This is a genomic window from Raineyella antarctica (genome assembly GCF_900092135.1).
GTDB lineage: Bacteria > Actinomycetota > Actinomycetes > Propionibacteriales > Propionibacteriaceae > Raineyella > Raineyella antarctica.
In genome coordinates this window covers 61,519-77,627 of the sequence record NZ_FMYF01000011.1, presented here as the reverse complement: position 1 = coordinate 77,627, position 16,109 = coordinate 61,519, and the positions used below count along the sequence as shown (strand labels likewise).

Below are 16,109 nucleotides of genomic sequence, written 5' to 3'. Positions count from 1 at the left end.
AGGCCGGGTCAGTTCAGGTCAGGCCGGGTCCGGTCAGGCCGGGTCCGGGTCGAACCGGTAGCCCATCCGATGCACCGTCACGACATGGCGTTGCGCCGTGGGGCTCAGGCTGAGCTTGGTGCGCAGCCGATGGATGTGTTCCTTGACGGTCGAGGTCGACTGCCAGCCAGGTTGGGCGGCCCACACGTAGAGCAGCAACTGGTTGGCCGTGAACACGCGGCGCGGGCTCGACGCCAGGCAGACGAGGAGATCGAACTCCTTCGCCGTCAGCGGGACCAGCACGTCTCCGACCGTCACCTCGCGGGCGGCCACATCGATCGTGAGGTCGCCGAAGTCCAGCGGCGCGGAGGTCTCCGGGGTACGTGAACGACGCAGCACGGCGTTGATCCGCGCCACGAGTTCGAGAGCGGAGAAGGGTTTGGTCAGGTAGTCGTCGGCACCGAGGTCGAGGGCGACGATCCGATTGCTCTCGTCGTTACGCGCCGACAGCACGATGACCGGCAGCGAGACGGAGAGTTCGCGTACGCGCCTGATCAGCTCGTGGCCGCTGATGTCGGGAAGCCCGAGGTCCACCAGGACCACGTCCGGCTCCTCCACCTCGATGCGGGCCAGCGCGTCCTGGCCGGTCGCGGCCGACCAGACGTCGACGTTGCCGAAGACGCGCAGCGACTCACCGAGGGTCGCCTGGAACTCCGGGTCGTCATCCACCAGGAGCGCGGTCAGATGGGTGGCGTGCCTGTTTGCGCCTATGGATCCCACAGCCCGGCCTCCTCTCCGCCATGACGTACGCGTCTGGGACCACATCATCGCATGCACGTCGCCGAGGGATCCGCGTCTCCGGCGCCGGGGCCGGGGTGGCCGGTGCTGCCCCGACTCTGGCCACGGATGAGGTTGGGCTGTTAGGCTGCCCACGGTTTCACAGCCCCCAGGTCCCCTCGCCGTGCTCCGCGGCGGTCATCGGGTCCTGGTGGGGATCCTCGGATGCGCACGTTCCCGACTGAGAAACCTGGAGTGGACATGACCACTGACACGCTGCCCGCCGCCTCCCCGCCGCGCGGGCGGTGGCGCCGGATGCGTGCCGTCCTGACCCCGGCCGAGTGGCGGAGTGTGCTCGGGATGGGGTCGGTGATTCTCGCCCTCACCGTGATCGGCTGGTTCGTGGTGCTGGTCCTGGTGGCCCCGCACCACTACGCGCTCGGGCAGGGTGGGACCTTCTCCGTCGGCATCGGGCTGACGGCCTACACCCTGGGCATGCGCCACGCCTTCGACGCCGACCACATCGCCGCGATCGACAACACGACCCGCAGGTTCATGGCCGACCGGAACCGCCCGCTGTCGGTCGGCTTCTGGTTCTCCCTCGGCCACTCGAGCGTCGCGTTCCTGCTGGCGCTGCTGCTGGCCGTGGGGGTGACGACGTTGCTGGGGCCGGTCCGGGACGGCGGGTCGGTGTTGCACCGGTACGCCGGTGTCATCGGCACCGGGGTCTCGGGCGCCTTCCTGTACCTGATCGCGGCGATCAACATCGCCGTGCTGTGGAGCATCATCGGGATCTTCCGGCGGATGCGCCAGGGGAACCTGGACGAGGCGGCCCTGGAGGAGCAGCTCGACAAGCGCGGCCTGATGAACCGGATCCTCGGGCGGGCGACCCGCTCGGTCGGCAAGCCGCGGCACATGTTCGGGGTCGGGTTCCTGTTCGGCCTGGGCTTCGACACCGCGACCGAGGTGGTCCTGCTGGTGATGGCCTCGACGAGTGCCCAGGCCGGCCTGCCGTGGTACGCGATCCTGGCGTTGCCGGTGCTCTTCGCGGCCGGGATGAGCCTGTTCGACACCCTCGACGGGTCGTTCATGAACTTCGCGTACGCCTGGGCCTTCGCCGATCCGGTCCGCAAGATCTACTACAACGTCGTCATCACCGGACTGTCCGTGGCGGTGGCGCTGCTGATCGGGACGGTGGAACTCTTCGGGCTGCTCGCCCAGAAGCTGCACCTGGTGGGCCCCTTCTGGGACATGGTGCAGGGCGCCGACATCAACACCCTGGGCGGCCTCGTCGTCGGGCTGTTCGTGGTCACCTGGCTGGTGGCCATCGCCGTCTGGAAGTTCGGCCGGTTCGGGAAGGGCCGGTCGGTGCCGACCGGCCCTTCCCTCTGACGTGGCGATCGCCGGCTATGGCCGGCAGCCGTCAGCTGGCGGCCGCGACGGCGTAGTCGGTGTAGCCGTGCGCGCCGCCGAGGTAGAACGTCGCCATGTCCGGGACGTTCTCCGCGAGGGAGTCGTGCCAGCGCTCGACCAGGTCGGGGTTGGCGATGAAGGCGCGGCCCACGGTGACGGCGTCGGCCAGGCCGTCCTCGACGATGTGGCGCGCCTGCTCGTTGTCCGTGACCGCGGAGAAGCCGCTGTTGAGCAGGAAGGCACCCCCGTCGTAGCCCTCGCGCAGGTGGCGGACCAGGTCGCCGTCGATGTCCTTGTGCAGCACCGAGAGGTAGGCCGTCCCGAGACCGCGGAGGCCGGCGAGCAGGGCGTCGTACGTGGCGAGCACGTCCGTACGATCCTGCTCGAGGACGCCCTGGATGTTGTGCTCGGGCGAGATGCGCAGGCCGACGCGGCCGGCGCTGATCTCGGCCGCCACGGCGCGCATGACCTCTACGACGAAGCGGGCGCGGTTCTCCGGCGAGCCGCCGTACTGGTCGGTGCGGGTGTTCGAGGCCGGGCTGAGGAACTCGTGCAGCAGGTAGCCGTTCGCGCCGTGCAGCTCGACACCGTCGACCCCGGCATCGATGGCCCGGCGGGCGGCGGTGACGAACTCGTCTCGTACGCGCATCAGGTCCTCGGCGTCCAGGGCGTGCGGGACGGGGGCGTCAGCCTTGCCCTCGGGCGTACGGACGGGAACCCCGGCGGCGATCGCGCTGGGTGCCTCCGGCTGCTCGCCGCGGGTCAGGCCGGGGTGGGCCATCCGGCCGGCGTGCATGACCTGGATGACCAGGGTGCCGCCGCGGGCGTGGACGGCGTCGGCGACGCGGCGCCAGCCATCAGCCTGCTGCTGGTCGGCGATCCCGGCCGCGCCCATGAAGCCGCGGCTGCGGAAGGAGGGGAACGTCCCCTCGGTGACGACCAGGCCGGCGGAGGCGCGCTGGGCGTAGTACTCGACGAGCAGGTCGTTCGGGACGCCGTCCTCGGCGGCACGCTGGCGGGTCATCGCCCCGATCGTCACACGGTTGCGCAGGTGCAGGTCTCCGGCGTCGATGGGGTCGAACAGTTCGGTCACGGCAGGTCCTCTCGGGTCAACATCGGTCCGCAGGATCGACGCTGACCCGCACGGGCTCAACCACCTCGTGGGGGACGGCTATTCCCGGGGTTCCGTTCCGGTGCCCACGCCGCAACGGGCGAACGCTCAAGAACCGGTCAAAGAATCCGGTGCAGGGGTCCGTCGAGCCATCGTTGGTGTCACGATGAGGTGGTGGCGGCAGGCGGTCTGTTGCCCGTGCTGAAAGGTGAGGCTGATGCGCAAGATCTTCTCGTTCGCGGCCGGCGTCGCACTGGCAGGTTCCGGGCTGCTTGCTGCAGTGCCCGCGCAGGCTGCCGACTCGAATGCCGATTTCGGGCAGCACGTGCAGATGTGCGCCCAGATGATGGGGATCGACGGTGTGCACAACCCCGGCATGCACCAGGGCAAGTCCGGCTGGGAGGACCACACTGACATGTGTCCGATGTCCTGACACCGCCGGGGCGGCGACACGGCTCCCACCGCCCGAGAGGGGTCAGATCCTGTGGGTCACGGGCTCGGTTCCGGACGACTCTGCCGCCCGGGGGACTTGTGGCGCCGGTACTCGCGATAGGTCAGGTACAGGATGAACACGTCGAACAGCGTCAGGAGGAGCAGCCCCCACGTGTAGTGCACGACGAGTTCGTAGCTCTGGTAGCCGACGAAGGCGACCAGGAAGCCGATCAGCCACGGATAGGCCCACAGCCGGTCGCGGAGCACCGCACCGACGAGGAGGACCTTCACGACGCCGTGCACGAGGAGGTACCAGGCACCGAACAGCGTCAACGAAACGTTGAGCTGGCCGGCGTAGCGGACCAGCAGGGTGGCGACCAGATCGTTCGGGTCCTCGGCAAACTCCCCCCGGGTCACCGCAGCGACGGCCAGCTGGATCTGGCTCGGAGTCACGACCAGGAGCACCACACCCCCGATGAGCTCGAGAACACCATCCAGCCCTTTCAGGATCAGGCTGACGAAGAACGTCCGATCCAACAGCCTGTCGCCCGATGAGATTCTCACGGTCCGATCCTAGGGCCGGTGACTCGGCCCCGGCCCCCTGAACAGGCCTAGGCTGACGGGTGGTCCGACGTCGCGAGGGGAAGTCGATGGTAGTCAACAGCAGGGTGCTGGATCGCGACACGGTGATCCGCTACAACAGCCGGGCCGCCGGACCGTTCCTGATCTTCTTGCTCGTCGTGGCGTACGCCGAGCTCTGGCTCGTCGAACACACGAAGGGACAGCACTGGGGAACATACCTGGGCCAGCTGGTCGGCTCCGAGGCCGTGCTCCTGTTCGCCGTCGCCCTGGTGCTGATGAGTTCCACCCGGTGGGTGGAGTCCCTGTTCGCGGGCCTCGACCGGGCAGCCATCTGGCACCGCACCAGCGCGATCACGGGCACCGTCCTGCTGGTGGTCCACGCGCTTGTCACGCAGAGCAGCCATGCGACCAGGCTGGGCAAGCCACTGGGCGTGGTCGGAGCCTTCGGCATCTTCGGGCTCGTGGCCTGGGCCATGCTGCCCCGCTGGCGCCAGATCGTCCCGCGGTTCCTGCAGTCGCCCATCAACGCGCTGACCTCGACCCGCCCAGGACGCTGGGTGGACAGGATGTTCAACGGCTACAACCTGTGGCGCAACGTCCATCGGCTGTTGGGCCTGTTCGTCGCCGCCGGCATCGTCCACGCCGTGATGGACTCCACCGTCTTCGGCGGCAATGGCGTCCTGCGCTGGAGCCTGATCGGAATCGGCGCCGTCGGCATCGCCTTCTACCTCTACCGCGAACTCTTCGCCCGCTTCTTCATCCAGGTCCACCGCTACAAGGTCACCTCGGTGACACCCATCGTCGGGCGCGACGCGCACGTGATCACCCTGGAGCCGCAGGCCCGGCCAATCGAGTTCGTCGCCGGCCAGTGGGCGATCATCTCGATCGAGACGAAGGAGGGCTGGTCCCGCAACCCGTTCACCATCTCGAGCTCGGACCGCGACGGCGACCTCAGCATCACCGTCAAGGCACTCGGGGACTTCACCAGCACAGTGGACCAGCTGGTCAAGCCCGGGATGCCGGCCGCGGTGGACGGCCCGCACGGGCGTTTCGACCGTCAGAAGGGGACCAGTCAGCAGGTGTGGATCGGTGCCGGCGTGGGGATCACGCCGTTCCTGAGCTGGGCGCGGTCGCTGGAGGACGACCTGGGGGTCAATCGCGTCGACTTCTACGTCACCTCGCGCGGTCGCTCCCCCTTCGCCGACGAACTCGAGGCCATCGCGGCCGACCACCCGAATCTGCACCTGCACGTCATCGACACCTCCGTCGACGGGCACCTGACGCCCGAACCGGTCCTCGACCAGGTCCCAGACCCGACCCGGCTGAGCGTCTTCCTGTGCGGGCCGCAGAAGATGACCGCCCAGTTCGGCGATGCCTTCCGCCGGGCCGGCGTGATCCCGGTGAACATCCACTTCGAGTACTTCAACTGGCGCTGATCGGGGGAAGGCAGGAATCCTCCACCCCAGCCGAAGGGCCGTACGGGTGGGCCGCCGATGAGCACGGGCCGGCTCAGGACCCCTCCGATGAGGACGACCCGAGCAGGCGCACCTCCTCGGCGTCCAGTTGCGACTGGATCTCCCGCAGCACCGTGTCGTCGATGGTGTGCTCGTCGCGGAGCCGCACGATCGTCGCACGCTTCCGGGCAATGAGTTCGAGGGTGAGCCCCCGGCGCTGCTCCATGCGCGTGGCGGCCTGGGCCTCGTCCCCCTCGGATTCCTGCAACGCGGCCAGCTTCTCCTCGTACTCCTCGGTCAGGCGCTCCATCACCTCATCGGCGGCGCCGGCGGCCTGGCCGAGTTCGGGCAGCGCCTCCAACGCCTCGCGGGTGGCCGCGACGCGCGCCGTACGCAACTCCTCCACCACCGACGAGTCGTCCGGGAGCCGGGCCCAGCGAATCACCCGCGGCAGGGCGACCCCTTGGAGGACCAGCGAGACGACGACGAACGTCCCCGTCACGAAGACGATGAGGCCCCGGTCGGAGAGCGAGCCGGGCACGGCCAGGGCGACGGCCAGGGAGACCGCACCACGGAAGCCCGCGACAGTGCTGACCACCCGGGCCCGATGGGTGGTGCGCAGCGTGCGCTGGTACGGACGCCGGTCCACCAGCCGGATGACGGCGATGGACAGGTTGAGGAAGCCGTAGCGGGCGACCAGCATCGTCAGGTAGGCGGCGGCCACCAGCACCAGCGCGTGGCCGGCGGTGTCAGTCGTGAGCTCGCCGGCCGAGTGTGGCAGTTGGATCCCGACCAGGACGAACAGGGCGCCGTTGAGGATGAAGGTGCTGAACGTCCAGAAGGCAGCGCCCTGCTGGCGGGCGGGCGCAGCGATGGCGCCGGGGGTCACCTGCGACATGTACAGACCCGCCACGACGACGGCGAGGACCCCCGACGCGTGGATCTCCTCCGCCAGCAAGTAGGCCAGCAAGGGGGTCAGCAGCGAGTTCAGGTTGACCAGCGCCGGCTCGTGCAGGGCGCGACGTACGCGGAACAACAGCCATCCCGTGACGAGACCGACAGCGATACCGCCCACGAACGACAGCGCGAGGCGCCCGGCCGCGTTGGCCGGCGTGGGGTCGATCTGTCCGGTCGCCGTCCCTATGGCGAGGGCGTAGATCACGAGCGCTGTGCCGTCGTTGATCAGGCTCTCCGCCTGCAGGACCACAGAGGTCCGGCGTGGCAGGCCGTGGCCCAGGGCGGCGACCACGGTGGCATCCGTGGGGCCGAGCGCCGCCCCGATGATCCAGGCCGCCCCCCAGGAGACGCCCAAGGCATGCAGGACGACGGCGATGGCCGCAGCGGTGACCCCCACCAGCAGCGTCCCGTTCAGGATGATGCCGCGCAGCAGCCGGCGGATCTCGCGCAGCGAGGTCGTCAGGCTCTCCCAATAGAGCAGGACCGGCAGGAAGATCAACAGCACGGCCTCGGGCGGCAACCGTACGCCGGTGAGACCGGGCACGAGGCTCAGCAGCGACCCGAGGCCGACCAGTAGTACGGGGGCGGGCAAGCCCAGGCGTGGCGCCACCACGCTGCCGACACCGATGGCGATCAGCAGCGCGACGACGAGGGCGAGGGCGAGCACGGCTCTTCCTTCCCGGGCGTCTCAGGAACGCGCGAGCGCCCACTCACGGGCTCCCTGAACGTGAGCAGCAGGGCCTGATCCATCTCGGACTCCGGAGGCCGGACGTCTGGGTGAGCCATGAGGACATCTTGGCCCATCCAAAGGCATTCCAGCACCACCTGGCCGATGCGAAGCGCTGAGCCGCGACACACGCCTGTCGGCTCAGCCGTTACGAACGGTGAACCGCAAGTTCCGGTGCGCGGGTGCCTCGATCTCGTCGAGAACCGCGACGGCCATCGTGCCGGTGGTGACCCGGGAGACACCGTCCTCGTCGACGAGCAGGTCGTCTGCGCCGAGTACCGGCTCGGTCGCCTCCCCCGGCTCGAAGACGGCCGACGGGGAGATGCCGACCCAGTCGATCTCGGCGGCCCGGAGGAACTCGAGCTCGGCGAGTTGCTGGACGGGGATGTTCACCCACGCCGAGGAGCCGGGCATCTTCCGGATGTCCTCGACGTAGAGGTGCCGGTCCTCACCGGCGCGCAGACTCCCGGCGCCGAGGATGAAGAGCAGCCGCGGCGCGTCGGGGCCGAGGGTCGCGGCCTGCTCGACCAGCCGGTGTGCCAGCTCGACCTGCCGGTGGGCCTCGTCGGGTGCGGTGCCGAAGGCATCGACGACAACGTCGTACGGTGCCAGGTCCGCGGCGGTGAGCCCGAGGGCGTCACGGACGACGACGTCAGCCCCGGCGCCGAGGATCTCGTCGGCCCGCTGCCGGCTGCGGACGATGGCGGTGGGCAGGTGTCCGCGTTCGGCGGCCAGGGCGTGGATCGCACGCCCGGCCCGGCCGGTGGCTCCGATGATGCCGATCTTCATGGTTCTCCTGGGTCGGATGCGGCCGGCACGGGTGGGCCGGCCTGGGTGGGTCTGTCGCCGGGCGGTCAGGCGAAGGGAGCGGAGGCCTTGTCGAGCGCGGCGACCTGGGCGTCGGTGAGGGCGAGCGTCGCCGCGGCCATCAGGTCGGGGAGCTGTTCGGTCGTCCGGGCCGAGGCGAGCGGCGCCGTGGCGCCCTTGGCGAGCAGCCATGCGAGGGCGACGGTGGCCGGGGCAGCTCCGTGCTCGTCGGCGACGGCGACGAGGGCGTCCACGACGCCCAGTCCCTGGGCGTTCAGGTGCCCCTCGGCCCGGCCCCCGCGCACCGATTGTTCGAGGTCGGCGGGGGTGCGGTACTTGCCGGACAGGAAGCCGGAGGCCAACGCGTAGTAGGGGAAGACGGCCACACCGGCGGAAGCCGCGATCGGCGCGTAGTCGGTCTCGTAGCGGTGGCGGGCGACGAGGTTGTACTCCGGCTGGATGGCGACCGGGGCGGTGAGACCCTCTGCCGCAGCCGCCTCGAGCCAGGCCCGCATCCGCTCGGGGGTGAAGTTCGACATGCCGATCGCCCGGATGCGGCCGTCCCTGACCAGGCCGTCGAAGGTGGCAGCGATCTCCTCGATCGGCCGGTCCTGGTCGTCGTAGTGGGCGTAGTACAGGTCGATCCGGTCGGTCCGCAGTCGGCGCAGCGAATCGTCGACGGCTGCCCGGACGTTGTCGGGGGCGAGTCCCTTGCGCCCCTCGAGGGCGCCGACCTTCGTGGCGATGACGAGTCCGTCGCGGTTGCCGCGGGCGGCCATCCAGTCGCCGATGATCGTCTCGGACTCGCCACCCTTGTTGCCGGGGGCCCAGGCCGAGTATGCGTCGGCGGTGTCGACGAAGTTGCCACCGGCGGCGACGAAGCCGTCGAGAACGGCTTCTGATCCCACCCGGTCGGAGGTCCAGCCGAAGGTGTTGCCGCCCAGGTTGAGGGGGAAGATCTCTGTCTCGAGTGTCGGGATGCTTGCCATGTTCCTCACCCTGCCACACGTATTTCGGGATTCAAGCATCCAGCCTGAGGGCGCGTACGTCCCAGCCCGCCTGACCTTCCCGAGGGAGTGGACCTCTGTCATCCGCGAGTTCGAGAACGGCAGCCGCATGGTGACGTTCGCGAAGTGGCGTGATGGCGCCATCGTCGAGGCATACATCTGGGCCTGAGCCTCCCCCTGCCGCGGCATCGAAGGCGCCCTCCGCAAACACCATGTCCTTCCTCAACTCCTCGAATGGGACGCGGCGCGCTCTCTCACCACCAGCCCTGACGTTTGGTCCACCTGAGCAACCAGAGGGACATGACGGTCATCACTGCGAGCATGACGATCGTCCAGGGCCAGTCGACCGCGTTGATCTGGATGGTCTGCATACCCATCACGCCCGACACCGCCGAGACCGGCAGCGTCACGGCCGCGATGACCGCGAGCTTCTCCCCTGCGACGGCCATCTTCTGGTCGGTGCTCGCCCGGTAGTACTCGGTCACCCCGGCGAGGAACTGCAATTGGCTGTCGCTGATACGCCCGACCCGTTCGTATTGGTCCTGGAGATCGCGCAGGGTCGGCTGCAGCCAGGACGCCTGCTCGTAGAGCCTCGTCGCGCGCCCGAACACCTCCGCGCCCTGGGCGGCCATGGTGTGCACGGTGAGCAGGGAGTGACGGACCCGGAACAACTCGTCCAGGAACCCATCGCCGGCGCGGATCTGGGTTTGCGCCATCACCTTCTGTTCCAGCAGGCCGACGTCGTGGGCGACGGAGTTCACGAAGCGCTCCTCCTCCTGACACAGCCGCGACACGATGGTGTGCGCGATCTGCGCCGGCCCGGTCACGCCGACCTTGCCGGCGAGGAGCCGCTCGGCGACGACGTCGGTCTCGACCAGCATCTGCCCCACCGGCACCTGCTCGCTGTGGGGGCCGTGGGTGGTGATCAGGAAGTCCGGTGCGATGAACTGGTCGAGTTCGAGGTAGTGGACGTGGCCCTGTTCGCCCGGTTCTGGGCGGTGCAGGACGAGGAACAGCAGCGAGTCACCGAAGGCGTACAGGCGGGACACGTGGTTGCGCTGCAACACGTCCTGGATCGCCGTCAGCGGGAGCCTGAAGACGTCCCGCAGCCACGCGCCGGTCGCCGCGTCGGGCTCAGGGAAGTCGAGCCACAGCCAACCGGAGGAATCCTCCCGGAGGGCGGCGACGGCCTCCATGGGACGAACTTCTGCCGTCCCGGTCGCATGATCGACCCAGATGACGCGTGGCTCCGCCATGCCGGCAGCATAGTCGGCGGCCATCGTCGTACGGGTCCGCCGAACCACCACCCCGAACACTAGTAGCCGGGACCGCCGATGAGGAACCACATCGCCGAGGTGAGCCAGACGACCACGATGACGGTGAAGAGTGCACCCCCCAGCAACGGCACTGCCCAAGCGGGTACTCGGCGGCTGCGTAGGACCAACATCTTGGTGACGAAGACGCCGTAGAAGGCGCAGCCGAACAACGAGTGCGCGAGCACTCGGGCCGAGTAGGTGCCGAAGCCCAGCGACCAGAGGCAGTGGAACGCGACAGGCACCGAGACGAGCACAGCCGTCACTCCCGAGATGCGGTGTGTCGTGGCCACGGCGCGGGGAGCGGGCCCATGCCCGATGCGCCCGTACATGCGCAGGGCCGTGACGATCTGGACGACGCCAAGCACCGCCGCGGCGCTGGCGAGTGTCACCTTCATCGAGACCAGGCTCGGGAAGCCGAGGGTGGCGAGCGCGCGACGGGTGGGCAAGTGGAGGCCGCCGTAGACCCCCAGGGCCACGGAGACCGCCGCGCCGACCAGAATGAACGCGACCAGCAGGCGGATCCCCCCACCAGGAGCGGGGTCGGCTGGACGCCCGCCAGGCACGAGTGTGTTCACGGCACCCCCCTCCACCGACACAATCCCCCAGCCAAACCAGATCTGTCTCCGGTTCCTGGGGATTGTCATCTCCGGTCGGAGCGGTTCTCCTCACATCCAGGACCGTCCCGCCATCACATTCAGTTGACACCCCTCGTTCACCAGCAGTGTTGCTTCGAGGCCATGAGGCCGCCTTGTACCGTGGAGGGATGAAGGCCCAACGCGTGGTCCTGCTGGTCGGCGGACTGGTCCTGGTATTGGTCGGCGTCCTTTGGTCGCTGCAGGGGCTGGGCATGGTCGGGGGGAGCGTGATGTCTGGCGTGACGCTGTGGGCGATCGTCGGGCCTGTCGTCGCTGTGGTCGGCGCGTACCTCATGTGGAGGGCGCGACGCTGAAATTCGGGCACGCTTCTCCGCCTCTCCGGCTCTCCGCCCAGAAATCAGCAGTGCCTGCCCGTCGGCGTCAGGGTCATCGGGCAGTGGTCCGAGGTTTGGTCGGGTGGGGGAAAGTGCTCGGGACCTGTGGCGCCGGTGCTGTATGCGCTCCCCGCAGCTTCAGGCTCCCTCCCGCGCGCCCGGCTCAACTTCCCGGTGACCGGTCGGTCGCGTGAGGAACACGAAACTGGCGGCACTGATGGCGGACCCGGCCAGCATCACCGCGATCATCGGGACTGCCGAGTCGCCACCGCCGGAGGACGCCAGGGGCGCTGCTGCGGCCATCGCCAGCGCGCTCGCCACGCCCTGGACCGCGGCGGCCGAGCCCGCGATGTGGGTGGCCTGCATCGAGGCCAGTGCGCCGCTGTTGCCGAAGACCAACCCCTGGGAGGCCATCAGCACCAGGAAACCGAGACAGGTCAGCACCAGCGGCGTGTCCCAGACGAGCACGCCGAGGGTGAGGGCGATGACGGCGACGGCGGACGCGATGAGCCCGACCGTGATCATGGCGTGCGGCCGGAACCGTCCGATCAGGCGGGCGTTGACGACCGACACCACCACCTGCGCCAGCGCGGTGGACGCGAAGAACAGCGAGAAGGCGATCGGCGGGATGCCCTTCATGACCTGGAGTACGTAGGAGGAGTTGGCGATGTAGGCCATCATCGTGAAGCCGGAGAAGGTGGCGGTGAGGGCGTAGCCGACGAAGGGCGGGATCCTCACCAGCTGCCCCATTCCCGCGAGGGATTGGAGCACTCCCCCTCGATGGCGACGCTCGGGAGGCAGTGTCTCGGGGACGAACCAGACGGCTGTCAGCACCATCAGCGCGCCGAAGCCGGCCAGCGTCCAGAAGATGTCGCGCCAGGATCCGACAGTGATGACGAGGGCTCCCACGACGGGGGCGATCATCGGAGCGAGTCCGCCGATGGCCTGCAGCACCGACATCAGCCTGGCCAGAAGGTCACCCCTGGCCACGTCGACGACCACCGCCCTCGCCACGGCCGCAGCGATACCGCCCCCGATCCCTTGGACGACCCGAGCCACGACCAGAACGCCGATCGAGGGCGCCAGGGCGCAGCCGATCGCACCGACATGCAGACCACACCCCCGACGATCAGCGGCATCCGCCGACCGTGCTGGTCCGACCACGGCCCGCCTGCCAGTTGGCCGGCGGCGAACCCGAGGAAGAACGCGGTCAGGGTGAGCCCGACCAACGCCGCCGTCGTGTCCAGACCAGCGGTGACATGGGGAAACGCGGGCGTGTACATGTCGGTGGCGAACGGCGGCACCGCGGACTGCAGGGCGATCGTGCCGATCAGGAGCGCGGTGACCGGTACGGCGCCGGTCGGGGGCGTACGTCGGCGGGTCAGGGAGAGGCTCATCCGCGTACGCCTTCTGCCTCCGTGAGGACGACCAGCTTGCCGCTCGCCTCGCCCGCCTCCATCCGGCTGTGCGCCTCACGGATCTGCTCGAGGGCGAAGACGCGGTCGATCGGCACCTGCGCACGGCCGGCTGCCACGTCGTCCAGGAACTCCTGCAGGACGGCACCGGGCAGGTCGGCCGCATCCCCGGAGTAGGCGGTGAGGCGTACGCCCTGCGGCAGGTAGTCGATCGGGTAGAAGTCCTTCACTGTCCAGGTGTCGGAGAGCATGCCCGTGAAGCAGACGGTGCCGTGCACCCTGGTCGCCCGCAGGGTGTCGGGCAGGGTGGTGGTGCCCACCAGTTCGATCGCCGCATCCACGCCCTCGGGGAGGATGGCATGGACCTGGGCGGCGACCTCGCCATTGTCGATCAGCACGTGATCAACGACGAGCGCAGTCAATGAGCGGGCCTTGGCCGGGTTGCGGGTCGTGGAGAGGACAGTGAGGCCCCGCCGCTTGGCCAGAACCGCAGCGCACATTCCCACCGACGAGGTGCCGCCGCGGACCAGCAGCGACTGTCCCGCCTGCGCGTCCAGGACGACGGTCAGGGAGCCGTACGCCGTCCGCAGCATCTCGGGCACCGCGCCGATGACCGACCAAGGCAGGTGCGATTCGAAGGGGATCACCTGCGTGGCCGGCACGCAGGTGTACTCGGCGTAGCCGCCGTCGAACGTACGTCCCATCCCGCCCATCAGTGCCACCACCTGCTGGCCGGCCTCGAACTCGCCGGCGGGCGCCGACACGACCACCCCGGCCGCCTCGATCCCCAGGATCCGGGGGAACGTGACGTCGTCGCCGGAGTATCCGCGGCGGGTGAACAATTCGGACCGGTTGAGCCCGAAGGCCTGCACCCTGATCAGCACCCAGCCGGGCTGCGGGGTGGGGATCGGCACCTGGGTGAGCCGGAGCTTCGACACGTCCCCGGGACCGTCGAGCACCACTGCGCGCATCATGGCGTTGACTTTCAAGGCGCTCATTCGTTGCCTCCATCGGTTCCCGCAGTCACCTGTAGCTGTTCGCGGAGCCAGGCCCGTTCGGCGCGGCTGGTGGCCCGTGCGGAGATCAGGATCCCGCACCGGTAGGGGTCGGTGATGTCGTCGACCCTGAGGGGCCGGTCGCCGTCGTAGAAGAAGCTGGCCGGCTGGGACAGGAAGTCGAGCCGACGCTGCAGCACCGCGTCCCGCTCGGCCTGGTCGGGCAGCAGCGACAGGAAGGCGAGCACCACCATGAAGTGGTGGCCGTCGGTCACGTCCTGCCCGGACACCGATCGCAGCCGCCCCAGCAGCTCGGCGCGCCCGGCGTCGGTCAGGTGCAGCGTGACCGGCGCAGCCCCCGCCTTCCGTGGGCCCGACTCCTTGCGGAGCAGTCCGGCACGCTCCAGGCGATTGATCGCCGGGTACACCGTCCCGTAGCTGATCGGGCGGGCGTGGCCGAACAACTGCTCCATCCGCCGGCGCAGCTCGTAGCCGTGCAGTGCCTGCTCGGCGAGGAAGCCGAGGATCATCATCTCGATCACGGCACCAGCCTAGTCCTACGATTCGCTATATAACGAAGCGCAGGAGTTGCCCGTTCCCGCCGCGTCGCGCGCGTGCTAGCGTTCAAGTGATCGTGATCCATCGGCAGGAGGTGAGTCCCATGAACGCAGTATCCACAATGGGTGCTCCCCTGCAGTCCACGATCGCGCGGCTGAGCTAGTCGCCACCGGGAGCGCCTGACAGGCAAATCGCGAAAGACGACTCCCATGAACACCACACCTTCTTCACCTCTGCACTCCGTTTCGACGACGGCCTCCGACCGGCCGAGGTCCGACCAGGACCAGCCGCAGGTTGACCCCACCCAGCGGCCAGGCGCCGCTGGCAAGCGAGCGTTGGTCCTCGGCGGTGGCGGATCGGCGGGCAACGCCTGGCTGATCGGCGTCATCGCCGGCCTCTTCGATGCCGGATTGGATGTGACCGAAGCCGATCTGGTCATTGGCACGTCGGCGGGATCGACTGCCGCGGCCCAGCTGGCTGGCGCGACCCCGCCCCAACTACTTGCCGCCATCCTTGCCGCTGTCCCCCAGCAACGGACCGGTCCGGCAGGATCCGACCGTGGACGCGCTCCCATCGGGCGGGTGTCCGACCAGATGCGGAGGACGAGCGAGATCATCGCCTCCGCTGAGGATGCTGCCGACATGCGCCGCAAGATGGGCGCGGCGGCGCTCGACATGGTCGCGGCGTCGGACGGGTCCTGGCAGACGCAATGGCGCACCACCGTCGCCTCCCGGCTGCCCAGCCAGCACTGGCCGCAACGAACGATGCTCATCACAGCGGTCGACGCCCATACCGGTGAACCGGTCGTGTTCGACCGCCACAGCGGAGTCGACCTGGCGGACGCCGTCGCCGCCAGCTGTGCCAGTGGCCTCCCCTATGGCATCGGCGACAGCCACTACATCGATGGGGGCTACCGACGCAACGAGAACGCCGACCTGGCAGCCGGATATGAGCGGGTGCTCGTGTTGTCACCACTTGGCGGCAGAACACGGCACCCGTTGGACTGGGGCATGCAACTCGCGGCGCAGGTCGACGAACTCCGCGCAGCAGGCAGCAGAGTCGGGACCATCCTTCCGGATAGCGAATCCCTCAACGCATTCGGCGCCAATCTGATGGATCTGTCGACGCGCCAGCCCGCTGCTCGAGCCGGGTACAACCAAGGCAGCACCCTTGCCGAGCAGCTCAGCGAATTCTGGCGCTGAGGCCCGACCCGATCGACGGATTCGAGTGATCGTCGCAACACTGCCAGAAATTTGCGCGTCTCCTGGCTGGAAGACGTGAGCCTGTGTGCGCCAGCCGAGTGTCTTGCGTGGGCGGTCGTTGAGGCGCTGGGCGACGGCCTGCAGAGAATCGGCCGTGTGGAGGCGCAGGTCGGTCCCTTTGGGGAAGTACTGACGCAGCAGCCCATTGGTGTCTTCGTTGCTGCCTCGCTGCCACGGCTTACCGGCATGGGCGAAGAACACGCCCTCATCGAACAGGTCGGCGATTCGGTCATGGGCGCCCGTCTCCGTGCCCTGGTCCCAGGTCAAGGCGAACCGGGCGGCGGTCGTGTGCCCGTCGGGCAGGTGAACCGACCTAGATCAGGGGCCAGAAAAGTGACACGGGTCAT

18 protein-coding genes and 1 pseudogene are annotated in these 16,109 nt (G+C 68.9%); 6 read left to right on the top strand and 13 right to left on the bottom strand.

The window, feature by feature from the left end; genetic code table 11:
- Nucleotides 1–33 precede the first annotated feature (33 nt).
- Nucleotides 34–708 (bottom strand): response regulator transcription factor, encoded by a 675-nt coding sequence (locus GA0111570_RS14305; RefSeq protein WP_175557513.1) that lies wholly within the window; start codon nucleotides 706–708, stop codon nucleotides 34–36.
- A 309-nt stretch (nucleotides 709–1,017) separates the two neighbouring features.
- Between GA0111570_RS14305 and nicT the strand changes: the two genes are divergently transcribed.
- Nucleotides 1,018–2,148 carry a Nickel transporter NicT gene (gene nicT / locus GA0111570_RS14300; protein WP_092612751.1) on the top strand — a complete coding sequence of 377 codons (1,131 nt, stop codon included), beginning with the start codon at nucleotides 1,018–1,020 and terminating at the stop codon, nucleotides 2,146–2,148.
- Between the two features lie 31 nt (nucleotides 2,149–2,179).
- Here the strand turns inward: nicT and GA0111570_RS14295 are convergent, their stop codons facing one another.
- Nucleotides 2,180–3,262 carry an alkene reductase gene (locus GA0111570_RS14295; RefSeq protein WP_092612748.1) on the bottom strand — a complete coding sequence of 361 codons (1,083 nt, stop codon included), beginning with the start codon at nucleotides 3,260–3,262 and terminating at the stop codon, nucleotides 2,180–2,182.
- A gap of 235 nt (nucleotides 3,263–3,497) precedes the next feature.
- On the opposite strand from GA0111570_RS14295, the gene GA0111570_RS14290 reads away from it, so the two are divergent.
- Nucleotides 3,498–3,713: a hypothetical protein gene (locus GA0111570_RS14290; protein ID WP_092612745.1), complete on the top strand. Its 216-nt coding sequence runs from the start codon at nucleotides 3,498–3,500 to the stop codon at nucleotides 3,711–3,713.
- A gap of 56 nt (nucleotides 3,714–3,769) precedes the next feature.
- Here the strand turns inward: GA0111570_RS14290 and GA0111570_RS14285 are convergent, their stop codons facing one another.
- Nucleotides 3,770–4,276 (bottom strand): DUF2127 domain-containing protein, encoded by a 507-nt coding sequence (locus tag GA0111570_RS14285; protein ID WP_092612743.1) that lies wholly within the window; start codon nucleotides 4,274–4,276, stop codon nucleotides 3,770–3,772.
- An 86-nt stretch (nucleotides 4,277–4,362) separates the two neighbouring features.
- Here GA0111570_RS14285 and GA0111570_RS14280 point away from each other — a divergent pair, with 86 nt between their 5' ends.
- The gene (locus GA0111570_RS14280; protein WP_092612740.1) at nucleotides 4,363–5,730 is read left to right on the top strand and encodes a ferredoxin reductase family protein; all 1,368 of its coding nucleotides are present in this window, start codon (nucleotides 4,363–4,365) and stop codon (nucleotides 5,728–5,730) included.
- Nucleotides 5,731–5,803: 73 nt separating this feature from the next.
- On the opposite strand, the gene GA0111570_RS14275 is transcribed toward GA0111570_RS14280, so the two are convergent.
- The 3 genes from GA0111570_RS14275 to GA0111570_RS14265 form a co-directional block, all read right to left on the bottom strand.
- Entirely contained in the window at nucleotides 5,804–7,372 is a 1,569-nt protein-coding gene (locus tag GA0111570_RS14275; protein WP_092612737.1) for a Na+/H+ antiporter, read from the bottom strand.
- A gap of 201 nt (nucleotides 7,373–7,573) precedes the next feature.
- Nucleotides 7,574–8,221 carry an NAD(P)-dependent oxidoreductase gene (locus GA0111570_RS14270; RefSeq protein ID WP_092612734.1) on the bottom strand — a complete coding sequence of 216 codons (648 nt, stop codon included), beginning with the start codon at nucleotides 8,219–8,221 and terminating at the stop codon, nucleotides 7,574–7,576.
- 65 nt (nucleotides 8,222–8,286) lie between these two features.
- Nucleotides 8,287–9,228, bottom strand: coding sequence for an aldo/keto reductase (locus GA0111570_RS14265; RefSeq protein ID WP_092612731.1), 942 nt, complete (start codon nucleotides 9,226–9,228; stop codon nucleotides 8,287–8,289).
- On the opposite strand from GA0111570_RS14265, the gene GA0111570_RS14260 reads away from it, so the two are divergent.
- The gene (locus GA0111570_RS14260; RefSeq protein WP_092612728.1) at nucleotides 9,227–9,415 is read left to right on the top strand and encodes a hypothetical protein; all 189 of its coding nucleotides are present in this window, start codon (nucleotides 9,227–9,229) and stop codon (nucleotides 9,413–9,415) included. The genes GA0111570_RS14265 and GA0111570_RS14260 overlap by 2 nt on opposite strands.
- Before the next feature lie 85 nt (nucleotides 9,416–9,500).
- Here the strand turns inward: GA0111570_RS14260 and GA0111570_RS14255 are convergent, their stop codons facing one another.
- Complete coding sequence (locus GA0111570_RS14255; RefSeq protein WP_175557512.1) at nucleotides 9,501–10,502, bottom strand: CorA family divalent cation transporter; 1,002 nt, start codon at nucleotides 10,500–10,502, stop codon at nucleotides 9,501–9,503.
- Nucleotides 10,503–10,561: 59 nt separating this feature from the next.
- Nucleotides 10,562–11,137 (bottom strand): DUF6529 family protein, encoded by a 576-nt coding sequence (locus tag GA0111570_RS14250; RefSeq protein ID WP_245703227.1) that lies wholly within the window; start codon nucleotides 11,135–11,137, stop codon nucleotides 10,562–10,564.
- A gap of 188 nt (nucleotides 11,138–11,325) precedes the next feature.
- Between GA0111570_RS14250 and GA0111570_RS14245 the strand changes: the two genes are divergently transcribed.
- Nucleotides 11,326–11,511 carry a hypothetical protein gene (locus GA0111570_RS14245; protein WP_092612722.1) on the top strand — a complete coding sequence of 62 codons (186 nt, stop codon included), beginning with the start codon at nucleotides 11,326–11,328 and terminating at the stop codon, nucleotides 11,509–11,511.
- Between the two features lie 159 nt (nucleotides 11,512–11,670).
- Here GA0111570_RS14245 and GA0111570_RS14240 read toward each other — a convergent pair whose 3' ends face one another.
- Genes GA0111570_RS14240 through GA0111570_RS14230 form a run of 4 tightly spaced genes read right to left on the bottom strand, consistent with a single transcriptional unit; the run spans nucleotide 11,671 to nucleotide 14,475 of the window.
- Complete coding sequence (locus GA0111570_RS14240; RefSeq protein ID WP_217634190.1) at nucleotides 11,671–12,591, bottom strand: MFS transporter; 921 nt, start codon at nucleotides 12,589–12,591, stop codon at nucleotides 11,671–11,673.
- Nucleotides 12,492–12,929: an MFS transporter gene (locus GA0111570_RS18290; protein ID WP_217634189.1), complete on the bottom strand. Its 438-nt coding sequence runs from the start codon at nucleotides 12,927–12,929 to the stop codon at nucleotides 12,492–12,494. Before GA0111570_RS18290 ends, GA0111570_RS14240 begins: the two co-directional genes overlap by 100 nt.
- A complete protein-coding gene (locus tag GA0111570_RS14235; RefSeq protein WP_217634188.1) occupies nucleotides 12,926–13,945 on the bottom strand; it encodes a zinc-binding alcohol dehydrogenase family protein in 1,020 nt (339 codons plus the stop codon). The genes GA0111570_RS18290 and GA0111570_RS14235 overlap by 4 nt, the downstream gene beginning before the upstream one ends.
- The gene (locus GA0111570_RS14230; RefSeq protein WP_245703229.1) at nucleotides 13,942–14,475 is read right to left on the bottom strand and encodes a PadR family transcriptional regulator; all 534 of its coding nucleotides are present in this window, start codon (nucleotides 14,473–14,475) and stop codon (nucleotides 13,942–13,944) included. The genes GA0111570_RS14235 and GA0111570_RS14230 overlap by 4 nt, the downstream gene beginning before the upstream one ends.
- Before the next feature lie 234 nt (nucleotides 14,476–14,709).
- On the opposite strand from GA0111570_RS14230, the gene GA0111570_RS14225 reads away from it, so the two are divergent.
- Nucleotides 14,710–15,702 (top strand): patatin-like phospholipase family protein, encoded by a 993-nt coding sequence (locus GA0111570_RS14225; RefSeq protein WP_092612716.1) that lies wholly within the window; start codon nucleotides 14,710–14,712, stop codon nucleotides 15,700–15,702.
- Nucleotides 15,703–15,780: 78 nt separating this feature from the next.
- Here GA0111570_RS14225 and GA0111570_RS17745 read toward each other — a convergent pair.
- Nucleotides 15,781–16,038 (bottom strand): annotated as a pseudogene (locus tag GA0111570_RS17745) (IS30 family transposase); the annotation flags it as partial.
- Nucleotides 16,039–16,109 lie beyond the last annotated feature (71 nt).